The following is a 10,137-nucleotide window of genomic DNA, read 5'->3' on the forward strand; positions in this document are numbered from 1 at the left end:
GTCGCGTATGGGGGTGGGGTTTAATGGCTGGACTGGAGGACCCAAACACTTACTATAAAGAATTGAACTCGAGACAGTCAAATATACAATATGTTCAGAGAGTCCGTCGACGAACTCGGCGCAGTCTCCCGGTTTCCGATGGTGCCCACATATGCCACATATTCACACAATCAAAAGATTTATACTGTTTATCGCACTGGTGTCAACGCAACGGAGCCCCCAAACTAACTATGAAGCTGGCGATGATCGGATTCGGACAGGCCGGTGGGAAAATCGTCGATCGATTCCTCGAGTACGACGATCGAACGGACGGCGGGATCGTCCGCGCGGCGATCGCCGTCAACACCGCGAAGGCGGATCTCATCGGTCTCGAGAACATTCCACAGGAGAATCGCGTGCTCATCGGCCAGGCCCGGGTAAAGGGCCACGGCGTGGGCGCAGACAACGAACTCGGCGCGGAAGTCGCCGAGGAAGACATCGACGAGGTGCAGAACGCGGTCGACGCGATCCCGACCCACGAGGTCGACGCGTTCCTCGTCTGTGCGGGCATGGGCGGCGGCACCGGCAGCGGTGGCGCACCCGTCCTCGCGAAACACCTCAAACGGATCTATACCATCCCCGTCTACGGGCTGGGCGTCCTGCCCGGCACGGACGAGGGCGGTATCTACACCCTCAACGCGGCACGGTCGTTCCAGACGTTCGTCCGCGAGGTGGACAACCTGCTGGTCTTCGACAACGACTCCTGGCGACAGACCGGCGAGTCCGTCGAGGGCGGCTACGACCAGATCAACGAGGAGATCGTCCGCCGCTTCGGCATCCTCTTCGGCGCCGGCGAGGTCGGCGAGGGACAGGACGTCGCCGAGAGCGTCGTCGACTCCTCGGAGATCATCAACACGCTCTCCGGCGGCGGCGTCTCGACGGTCGGCTACGCGAGCGAGGACGTCGAACTCACCGGCGGCGGCGGTGGGCTGCTGGCGCGCTTTACCGGCGGCACCGGAAACGGCCCGGAGGACGGCCTCGACGCCGCGAACACGACCAACCGCATCACGAGTCTCGTCCGCAAGGCCGCGCTCGGCCGGCTCACGCTCCCCTGTGAGATCGACGGCACCGAGCGGGCGCTGCTCGTCCTCGCGGGCCCCAACGAGTACCTGAACCGGAAAGGTATCGAGCGCGGGCGCAAGTGGCTCGAGGAGGAGACCGGCTCGATGGAGGTCCGGGGCGGCGACTACCCGCTCGACGATCCGGAAGTCTCCGCGGCCATCCTGCTGTCGGGCGTGACGAACGTCCCGCGGATCAAGCGCCTCCAGCAGGTCGCGATCGAGGCACAGGAGAACATGGAGGACATCCAGGCCGAGAGCCAGCAGAACCTCGAGACGCTCGTCGAGGACGAAGAGGACGAACTCGAGCCGCTGTTCTAGCTCTCGCGCTGTCGCTGCTCGTTTCACACACCGGAGAGCGACCGCCTCGAGCCCCGTTCGGCGATGGCGACGCCCTTTTGCCGACGTACCGGCAACCACCGGACGATGCAGGTCGTCGTCCCGTTCGCCGTCGACGCACCGAAGACGCGACTCGCGCCGGTGCTCTCGCCGGCCGAACGCGAGCGGTTCGCCCGAGCGATGCTCGAGGACGTGCTGACGGCGATCGACGACACCCGCGGAGAGCCGACGGTGCTTTCGACTGCGCCGGTCGATCTCGAGGCCGACGTCCGCGTCGACGAGCGACCGCTGAGCGAGGCCGTCAACGGTGTCCTCGAGGCCGCGACGGGCCCCGTCGCGGTCGTGATGGCGGACCTCGCGCTGGCGACGAGCGACGCGCTCGAGGCGCTGTTCGCCGCCGACGGCGAGGTCGTCGTCGCACCCGGTCGCGGCGGCGGAACGAACGCCCTCGTCGTCCGCCACCCCGAGTTCCGGGTGGACTACCACGGCGCGTCGTACCTCGACCACCGGGCGGTCGCCGACGGGATCGGGGCGCGCCTCGAGACGGTCGACTCCTTCCGGCTCGCGACCGACGTCGACGAACCGGCGGATCTCGTCGAGGTGGTGCTCCACGGCGGAAGTCGCTCGCGGGCGTTCCTCGAGGAGGCGGGATTTCGCCTCGAGACGACCGGCGGTCGCGTCGGCGTCTCCCGGACGGAAACCGCGCGCGTCGACGACCCCGGGCCGAAGTGAGAGCGCTTATACTCGCGGGGCGGCCACACCGACGTGATGATCCCCGGCGCGGCCGAGTACGGCGTCGACGTCCCGATCGATCCCGACGAGCGCGAGCGGCTGCTCTCGGTGACGCCGGAGGACGTCTCCCCCGCGCCGGCGCTCAGCTTCGCTCGCAACGTCTTCGTTCCGCTGACGACCGCCTGCCGGTACACCTGCACCTACTGTACGTACTTCGACCCGCCCGGCGAGGCGTCGCTGCTCTCCCTCGAGGAGGTTCGCGAGATCTGTCGAACCGGCGCCGAAGCCGGCTGTACGGAGGCCCTCTTTACGTTCGGCGACGACCCGGACGACCGCTACACCGAAATCTACGAGCAGCTTTCGGAGTGGGGCCACGACTCGATCCACACCTATCTCCGGGCGGCCTGCGAGGTCGCCATAGAGGAGGGGCTGCTCCCCCACGCGAATCCCGGCGACCAGACCCGCGAGCAGATGGCAGAAGTGGCCGACCTGAACGCCAGCATGGGCGTGATGCTCGAGTCCACGGCGGCAGTCGACGCCCACGCCGGCCCTCGGCGCAAGGAGCCGGGCCAGCGCCTGCGAACCATCGAAACCGCGGGCGAACTGGACGTCGCGTTCACGACCGGCATCCTCGTCGGAATCGGCGAGAGCTGGGCCGACCGGGCGGAGAGCCTGCTCGCGATCCGCGAGCTGCACGAACGCTACGACCACATCCAGGAGGTGATCGTCCAGCCGGTCGTCGACAACGAGCGGTGGTCCGGCGGCACCCCGAGCCTCGAGACGATGCGGCGGGTGACGGCGATGGCCCGCGTCGCCCTCCCCGAAGAGGTCTCGGTGCAAGTGCCGCCGAACCTCGCGCCCGCCCGACAGCTGGTCGACTGCGGCATCGACGATCTGGGCGGCGTCTCCCCGGTGACGGACGACCACATCAACCCCGACTACGCCTGGCCGGCGCTGCGCGAACTCGAGGCGATCGCCGAGGAAGCCGGCGTCCCGCTCTGCGAGCGCCTGCCCGTCTACGAGCGGTTCCTCCCGGCCGACCTGCGCCCGGACGGGTTCGACGGCGTTCCCGCGGAGGGCGCGGCCGGCGGCGACCGCGAGTGGATCTCCCCGCGCGTTCGGGCGGCGCTCGAGGCCGACGACGGGAGCGGGCGGCGCTACCGGGCGGTTCTCGCCGGGCGACACGGCTGATCCCGGCGTCTCCCGCAAGTCCCCTACGCTGGTAGGCACTCTGGAGATGTGCCGGCGCGGCTAGCGACCCCACATGGACGGAGCGAACTGGGAGCGGATCTTCGGCGCGCTCGCGAGCGAACACCGGCGACGGCTCCTGCTCTCGCTGCTGGAACGGGACCCACAGGACGACCGCGTTACTTCCGGTGTCGGTCCGTCAGCGCGCGAGCACCACGAACGAACGCGACTGGCGCTCGCACACGCTCACCTGCCGGCGCTCGAGGACGCGGGCTACGTCACCTGGCACCGCGAGCACGGGGAGATCACCGCGGGGCCGAACTTCGCGGAGATCCAGCCGACCCTCGAGACGCTCGTGGAGACCCAGAAATCGTACTCGGACTGAGAACGTTCAGTCCGCGCCGCTTGCGCCCGGCGGCGACGTCTCGCCCGCCCGGTCCTCGCGCAGGTTCTGGATGTAGCGGATCCGGTCCGGAATCGGCGGGTGCGTGTAGTGAAACGTCGCGTACCAGGGGTGGGGAAACGGGTTCGAGAGGTTCTCGCTCGTCAGGCGACAGAGGCCGTCGATCAGGGGCTCGCCGTCGCCCATCACGTCCGTCGCGAAGGCGTCGGCTTCTCGCTCGTGGGCCAGCGAGAGTCTGTTCTCGAGCGGTCGCGAGAGCTTCGCGAGCGGCTGAATCCACAGCGCGCCGACGGCGAGGCCGAGGTAGGCGGTTTCCGGCAGAGCGAACATCTCGTACAGCCACGGCGCCGACAGCAGGTACCAGAGGATCACGAGAATCGCGCCGACGCGCACCAGCCCCGCGCCGAACCCCTTCCAGATGTGGCCGCGCTTCCAGTGGGCGAGTTCGTGCGCCAGGACGGCCTCGATTTCGGGCAACTCCATCTGCTCGACGAGGGTGTCGAACAGCACCACGCGCTTGGTGCGCCCGAAGCCGACGAAGTAGGCGTTCGAGTGCGAGGAGCGTCTGCTCGCGTCCATCACGTAGATGCCGTCACAGGAGAACCCGGCGCGGTCGAACACCCGCTCGACGGCCGCCCGCAACTCGCCCGACTCGACGTGCTCGAAGTCGTTGAACAGCGGGGCGATCACCCGCGGATAGACGACGAGCATGACGAGCGAGAAGGCGGCGTACAGCGCGAGCGCCGCGACTGGCCAGTACGTCGGGGCGGCCGCGATGAACCAGAGCACCCCACCCGCGAGCGCGACGACGAACGTCGCCGAGATGACCGTTCCCAGAACGAGGTCCTTCGCGAACAGCCCCGGCGTTTGTTCGTTGAAGTCGAACCGCTCCTCGAGGACGAACGTATCGTAGAGGTCGAACGGCACCGAGAACAGCTGGAGTGCAACGGTCACCCCGACGAAGAAGGCGACGCCCGTAGGGACAGGCCCGTAGCCGAGCGCCTCGAGGCCCTCCCCGACGGCCGCGAGCGCGCCGGAGTAGAGAACGAGGAGGAACAGCGCGACGGTGGCCCAGGTCTGGACCGCTCCCAGCCGGGTCTTCGCGCGCTGGTAGGCGACGACCCGGTCGGTATCCTCGAGGTCGAGGCGATCCTCGACCCACTCGCGTTCGCGCTCGAGCATCGCCGCCCCGTATCGGAGGTTCAACAGGGAGAGACCGGTGAAAAACGCCGTCGTTCCGACGAACAGGACGAGAAAGACGAGGTGGACGGTGAGCATGCCACGGGAATGTCATCGGGCGCGGTTAACGGTTGCGACGGACGGAGGCGCCGGTCGGCGACCGGCGCCGGACAGTCAGGCCGGAACGATCCGATACCGGTCATCGCCGACGCGCTCGAGGGCTGCTTGCTCGCGGAGCGAGACGACCCGCCCAGTCGGGTTCTGTCGGATCTCCGCGCGGGCGTCGACCGACTCGAGGCTACCGAGTAGCTGTGCGGAGGGCGGTTTCTGTGCCGCCCCGCAGTCGTAGATCGTGAGCAGGCCACGTGGTTCGCGGTCGTAGACGACGAGGTGGGCGTGGGGTGCCAGCCGCCACCGGTTTTCTGCGGTCTGGAACAGGTGGTTCATAACGCACTCGAAGCGCGGATGGATGAAAAATCGGTCGTCCGGGTCGTACGGACTGCTGTAACTGTGTACCGGTGGGGCAACAGGACGGGTCGCGGTCCCACCGGAAATGACTTACAGCAGACCGTATCAGTCGTCCGCCGTCGCCCGCGCCCCTGACTCGAGCAGCGGCGTCCCGTCGGCTTTCGGTCCCAGTCGCGGCCCGAACGGCGGGTCGTCGGGGTCGATCACGCGCCGTTGCTCGTAGTCAGTCGAGCGCTCGACCGGAATCCGGCCGATCGAGGTGATCATCTCGACGTACTCCGCAAAGGAGCGGAACTCGCCGTGCTCGCCGCCCGCGCGGGTCGTGATCTCCTCGGAGAGGATCGTCCCCATGTAGTCGTCGGCCCCGCAGTTGAGCATCTTCAGGCCGCCCGCGTCGCCGTACTTGACCCACGAGGACTGGACGTGCTCGACGTTGTCGAGGAAGAGCCTCGAGACGGCGATCAGCAGCTCGTCTTCGGCCTGGCTCGCCCCGCCCGAGACCACGTCGTGTTCGTAAAGCGGGGTGTTCTGGTGGATAAAGGAGAGCGGGACGAACTCCGTGATTGCGCCGTCGACGCGCTCCTGGAGGTCGCGCACTCGCGCTAAGTGCATCGCCCGGTGGCGCTCGTTCTCGACGTGGCCGTACATGATCGTCGCGGTCAGCCCGAGGCCGACGTCGGCGGCGGCCTCCATCGCCTCGAGCCACCCCTGCGTGTCGATCTTGCCGGGACAGATCACGTCTCGCACCTCGTCGACGAGGATTTCGGCTGCCGTGCCGGGAACGGTGTCGAGTCCCGCGTCCTGGAGGCGGCTGTAGACCTCCTCGTAGGACCAGTCGGTCCCCCGCCGGGCGTGGTAGGCCTCCTCGGGGGTCATCGAGTGGACGTGGACGCCGTCGACCGCCATCGCCTCGAGCTGCTCGACGTAGGTGCCGGGATCGACTGCGTACCGTTCGGGCGGGACGAAGTTGACCGCCTTCGGCTCCTCGTGTGCGCGAAGGATCTCGAGGTGTTCGGCGTCGAGTGCGAAGCCGGGGTGGAGTCCGGAGACCGACGTGACCTCGTAGATGCCGCGGGCGACGGCGTCGCTGACGATCTCTCGGGATTCGGCGGGCGTCTTCGTGAACCCGGCCGCCTCGACGCCGGGGTCGGCCTCGTACCCCTCCTCGAAGGTGTGGGCCGCGTCCTTGAAGTTACAGAACAGACAGCCGACGTTGCAGGCGGTCGTGACGTTGTTGTTGAGGTTGGCGACGAAGGTGACCTCCTCGCCGACGACCTCGGCGCGGCGACGGTCCGCGGTCTCGAGCACCCGCTCCTTGCGTCGCCGGTCGATCCCCTCGACGTCGCTTCCCGTCGTCAGCAGGGCGACGGCGTCCTCGACGGAAAGTCGCTCGCCTGCCCGCGCTTTCTCGAGGGCGTTCTCGAACGGCTGGTCGGTCTCGGGGGCGTGCGCGAAGGCGAGGTCGTCGTCGGTCACCGGTCGGTCCATCGTCGCAACGATACGCGCACAGCACAAAAAGGATGCCGTCTCGGCGGGTGTCGGTGGGCCGACGACGGCGACCGCTGCCGGATACTGAAACCTTCTTAGGTCCCCACCCCGGCAACTCGAGTATGCACAGCGGTGACTGTCCGTCCCCGAGGTGGCGGCCGTGACGAGCGTCAAGGAGTTCCGGATCGAGGAGGAGGCGACGGCCGACGCACTCGGGCGCGGCTCGTTCGTCTTCACCGACGACTACTCGGTGTTCGACTGGGGGAAGATGCCCGACCAGATCCCCGACAAGGGCGCGAGTCTCTGTACGATGGGCGCGTTCAACTTCGAACTGCTCGAGGCAGCCGGCATCCCGACGCACTACCGCGGTATCGTCGAGAACGGCGAGACGCTCGCTCTCGGGGAGGCGTCGCGACCGCCCTGGGAGATGGCGATCGACCTCACGCAGGTGCCCGACCTGCCCAACGAGGGGCGCACCTACGACTACGAGGCCTACCACGAGGCGGCGGGTGAGAACTACCTCGTTCCGCTCGAAGTGATCTTCCGCAACCGGGTCCCCGTCGGCTCGAGTCTGCGCCGCCGGACGGAGCCGGCCGACCACGGCCTCGACGCCGAGACGTGGCCCGAGGGGGTCGTCGAACTCGAGGAGCCGATCGTCGAGTTCTCCACGAAGTACGAGGAGGGCGACCGCTACCTCGCCCGCGAGGAGGCCGACGAGATCGCCGGCCGCGCCTCGGTCGACGATCTCGAGGCCCTCGCCCGCGAGGTCAACGACGTGATCACCGACCAGGCCTCGGCGACGGACCTGGTCCACGAGGACGGCAAGATCGAGTGTCTGTACTACGGGGCGGCTGCCGCCGCCGACGGCGAGCGGGCCAGCGGGCCCGCGAGCGGCGAACTCCGCGTCGCCGACGTCGTCGGCACGTTCGACGAGAACCGCTTCAGCTACGAGGGCACCCAGCTCTCGAAGGAGGTGCTCCGCCAGTACCACAAGCGCACCCAGCCCCAGTGGGTCCAGGCGGTCAAAGCCGCGAAGGCCGAAGCGAAGCAGGAGGACGTCGCGAACTGGAAACAGCTCTGTGACGTCAAGCCGGAACCGCTCGACGACCGGGTGCTCACGACCGCCCGGAACATGTACTGCGCCGGAACGAACGCCTACACCGGCCGGGAGTTCTTCGACGCGCCGCCGCTCTCGAGTGCGATCGGTTCGGTCAGCGGCCTCTAGCCGGCGACCGTCTCTCGTGGTCTATAATGAGGGATTCCGGGCGATTCAGAAAACCTCATAAGACCGAACGGGTAACGTCGAGGTAACGAATGACTCTCGACAGTATCGCACCCGCCATCGTTCCGTTCGATCCGACGATCGGTGTCACCGTCGTCGCAACGATCATGCTCGCGCTCTCGGTCGCGTTTATGGTGTACATCGCGTTCGTCATGCCCGGCTGGTCGGGCAGCCCGAACACGGCGGAGCTCACCGAGGCACAGAACGCAGACTGACCTGGTTTCGTTTTCGAGAGGCGGTACGGCTCTCGAGTCACTGCTCGGGCTCACTGGCGCGTCGAGAGCGGCGGCGGCGGGACGGTGTCGATCGACTCGATCGTGTGGCCGGTCTCGAGGAAGTGTCTGATCGCCGCCCGCGAACTGGAGCCCTCCGTCGGTTGCTGCTCGCTCGTGAACCAGCCGCAGTCGACGCAGTACTTTACGCGGGGTCGGTCGCAGCCGCGCTCGGAGTTATCGCTCATTGTCAGCCTCACACCACCGCGACAGTTGACGGTAGTGCTTGCTTCAACAGGCAGAGCCGACGAGCGCCATCCGAACGGGAACGACGCGAACGACGGGTGAGCCGTCAGCGCCCGGGTTCGTCGGCGACCGCGGTTCCGATCCCGTCGACCGGACGGTCGGGCGCCACCGATTCGATCTCCGCGGGCAGACCGAGCTGGTAGTCGTCGCCGTCGTCGCGGACCGTCGTCCGCCCCCGGTGGACCGAGACGTCGCCGTTCAAGTGGAGGCGCACCGCCTCGAGCAGCGCCTCGGCCTCGAGGGGCTGGCCGCGCCGCTTGATCGCCTCGAGGTCGGCGTCGTCGGGGACGTCGAACGCCCGCTGGGTGATCACCGGCCCCTGGTCGAGGTCCGTCGTCACGTAGTGGGCGGTGACCCCCGCGACGCGGACGCCCTCCTCGAGCGCCTGGCGGTAGGCCTCGGCGCCGGGGAACGCCGGAAGCAAGGAGGGGTGGATGTTGATGATGCGATCCTCGTACCGGAAGACGACGTTGGGGCCGAGGATCCGCATGTAGCGCGCGAGGACGATCAGGTCGGCGTCGTACTCCGCCAGCAACGCGAGCAGTTCGTCCTCGTTCTGGACGCCGCGGTCGGTGCCGACGTCGTGAAACGGGACGTCGTAGTGTTCGGCCAGCGGCCGGAGGTCGTCGTGGTTGCCGATGACGACCCCGATGTCGGCGCCCAGCCGGTCGTTCGCCCAGGCCTCGAACAGCGCCTCGAGGCAGTGACTCTCCCTGGTGACGAGGACGGCGATCTGCTGAGTCTCCCGGTCGGCCGGAAAGCGGACCTGGACGTCCTGGCCGAGGTCGTCGCCGAGGGCCTCGAGGTCGCGCCGGAGCGTCGCCTCGGTACAGACCATTCCGGCGGTGTCCACCGCGAGGTACATCCGGAACACGTCGTCGCGAACCGCCTGGTCGATGTCCTCGATGTTGACCCCGCGCTCGAACAGCAGCGTCGTCACCCTGGCGACGAGTCCGGTGTCGTCGTCTCCGATGACCGTGATTTCGGTCAGATCGGTCGTCATCGACACCACCACTGCGCGGCCGGGGCACGGAACATTGCTACACCCTCAGGCCGCACGGGTGTAAAAGCCCTGCTGTCCGCGCTCGAGCGGCAAATACTGCGGAAGAGTCAGTGGTTGTCGTGGATGTGCTCGCGGAGGGCGTCGGTTTCGTCGAACTCCTCGTCGCACTCCGCGCAGGTGTTGTGGTGCAACGCGACGTGCTGTGTGACGCCGGCCGCCGACTGGAACTCCGAATCGCAGCGTGAGCAGGTGTATGCCATCGCGCTAGCAAGCGACCACGATGAGTGTGAAAAGCGTTGCTAGGAGACGAACGGCGAGCGGTAGTACGGGTTAACAACTCGGTCGACGCGCCTGTTACGAGCGGAGTGCGCCGAGTCGTCGGTGGCGTCTCGACAGGGGTATCCACGAACGTGTATCACAGACTGAAGCCGAAAGCGTTT

12 protein-coding genes are annotated in these 10,137 nt (G+C 67.6%); 6 read left to right on the forward strand and 6 right to left on the reverse strand.

All coding sequences use genetic code 11. The features are described from left to right. The first annotated feature begins 230 nt into the window (after positions 1-230). From NMQ11_RS05700 to NMQ11_RS05715, 4 genes are all read left to right on the forward strand, one after another. Positions 231-1,418, forward strand: a complete 1,188-nt coding sequence (locus tag NMQ11_RS05700; RefSeq protein ID WP_255170444.1) for a tubulin/FtsZ family protein — start codon at positions 231-233, stop codon at positions 1,416-1,418. Between the two features lie 105 nt (positions 1,419-1,523). Beyond that, positions 1,524-2,168, forward strand: coding sequence for a 2-phospho-L-lactate guanylyltransferase (gene cofC, locus NMQ11_RS05705; RefSeq protein ID WP_255170445.1), 645 nt, complete (start codon positions 1,524-1,526; stop codon positions 2,166-2,168). A gap of 36 nt (positions 2,169-2,204) precedes the next feature. After that, positions 2,205-3,359 (forward strand): 7,8-didemethyl-8-hydroxy-5-deazariboflavin synthase subunit CofG, encoded by a 1,155-nt coding sequence (gene cofG, locus NMQ11_RS05710; RefSeq protein ID WP_255170446.1) that lies wholly within the window; start codon positions 2,205-2,207, stop codon positions 3,357-3,359. A 73-nt stretch (positions 3,360-3,432) separates the two neighbouring features. Next, the gene (locus tag NMQ11_RS05715) at positions 3,433-3,741 is read left to right on the forward strand and encodes a DUF7344 domain-containing protein (protein ID WP_255170447.1); all 309 of its coding nucleotides are present in this window, start codon (positions 3,433-3,435) and stop codon (positions 3,739-3,741) included. A 6-nt stretch (positions 3,742-3,747) separates the two neighbouring features. On the opposite strand, the gene NMQ11_RS05720 is transcribed toward NMQ11_RS05715, so the two are convergent. The 3 genes from NMQ11_RS05720 to cofH all read right to left on the reverse strand — a co-directional run bounded on the left by NMQ11_RS05720 (position 3,748) and on the right by cofH (position 6,894). Continuing rightward, complete coding sequence (locus NMQ11_RS05720) at positions 3,748-5,037, reverse strand: M48 family metallopeptidase (protein WP_255170448.1); 1,290 nt, start codon at positions 5,035-5,037, stop codon at positions 3,748-3,750. 75 nt (positions 5,038-5,112) lie between these two features. Beyond that, positions 5,113-5,385 carry a hypothetical protein gene (locus NMQ11_RS05725; RefSeq protein ID WP_255170449.1) on the reverse strand — a complete coding sequence of 91 codons (273 nt, stop codon included), beginning with the start codon at positions 5,383-5,385 and terminating at the stop codon, positions 5,113-5,115. Between the two features lie 126 nt (positions 5,386-5,511). Beyond that, positions 5,512-6,894 (reverse strand): 7,8-didemethyl-8-hydroxy-5-deazariboflavin synthase subunit CofH, encoded by a 1,383-nt coding sequence (gene cofH / locus NMQ11_RS05730; RefSeq protein ID WP_255170450.1) that lies wholly within the window; start codon positions 6,892-6,894, stop codon positions 5,512-5,514. A gap of 160 nt (positions 6,895-7,054) precedes the next feature. Between cofH and NMQ11_RS05735 the strand changes: the two genes are divergently transcribed. Together NMQ11_RS05735 and NMQ11_RS05740 are read left to right on the forward strand one after the other, a co-directional pair. Then, positions 7,055-8,119, forward strand: a complete 1,065-nt coding sequence (locus tag NMQ11_RS05735; protein WP_255170451.1) for a phosphoribosylaminoimidazolesuccinocarboxamide synthase — start codon at positions 7,055-7,057, stop codon at positions 8,117-8,119. An 89-nt stretch (positions 8,120-8,208) separates the two neighbouring features. Next, positions 8,209-8,391, forward strand: a complete 183-nt coding sequence (locus NMQ11_RS05740) for a hypothetical protein (RefSeq protein ID WP_255170452.1) — start codon at positions 8,209-8,211, stop codon at positions 8,389-8,391. A gap of 50 nt (positions 8,392-8,441) precedes the next feature. Here the strand turns inward: NMQ11_RS05740 and NMQ11_RS05745 are convergent, their stop codons facing one another. The 3 genes from NMQ11_RS05745 to NMQ11_RS05755 form a co-directional block, all read right to left on the reverse strand. Further along, the gene (locus tag NMQ11_RS05745; protein ID WP_255170453.1) at positions 8,442-8,636 is read right to left on the reverse strand and encodes a hypothetical protein; all 195 of its coding nucleotides are present in this window, start codon (positions 8,634-8,636) and stop codon (positions 8,442-8,444) included. A 104-nt stretch (positions 8,637-8,740) separates the two neighbouring features. Then, positions 8,741-9,697: a formyltetrahydrofolate deformylase gene (locus NMQ11_RS05750; protein WP_255170454.1), complete on the reverse strand. Its 957-nt coding sequence runs from the start codon at positions 9,695-9,697 to the stop codon at positions 8,741-8,743. A gap of 107 nt (positions 9,698-9,804) precedes the next feature. Further along, positions 9,805-9,957: a C2H2-type zinc finger protein gene (locus tag NMQ11_RS05755; RefSeq protein ID WP_255170455.1), complete on the reverse strand. Its 153-nt coding sequence runs from the start codon at positions 9,955-9,957 to the stop codon at positions 9,805-9,807. Positions 9,958-10,137 lie beyond the last annotated feature (180 nt).

The organism is Natrononativus amylolyticus (assembly GCF_024362525.1).
GTDB lineage: Archaea > Halobacteriota > Halobacteria > Halobacteriales > Natrialbaceae > Natrononativus > Natrononativus amylolyticus.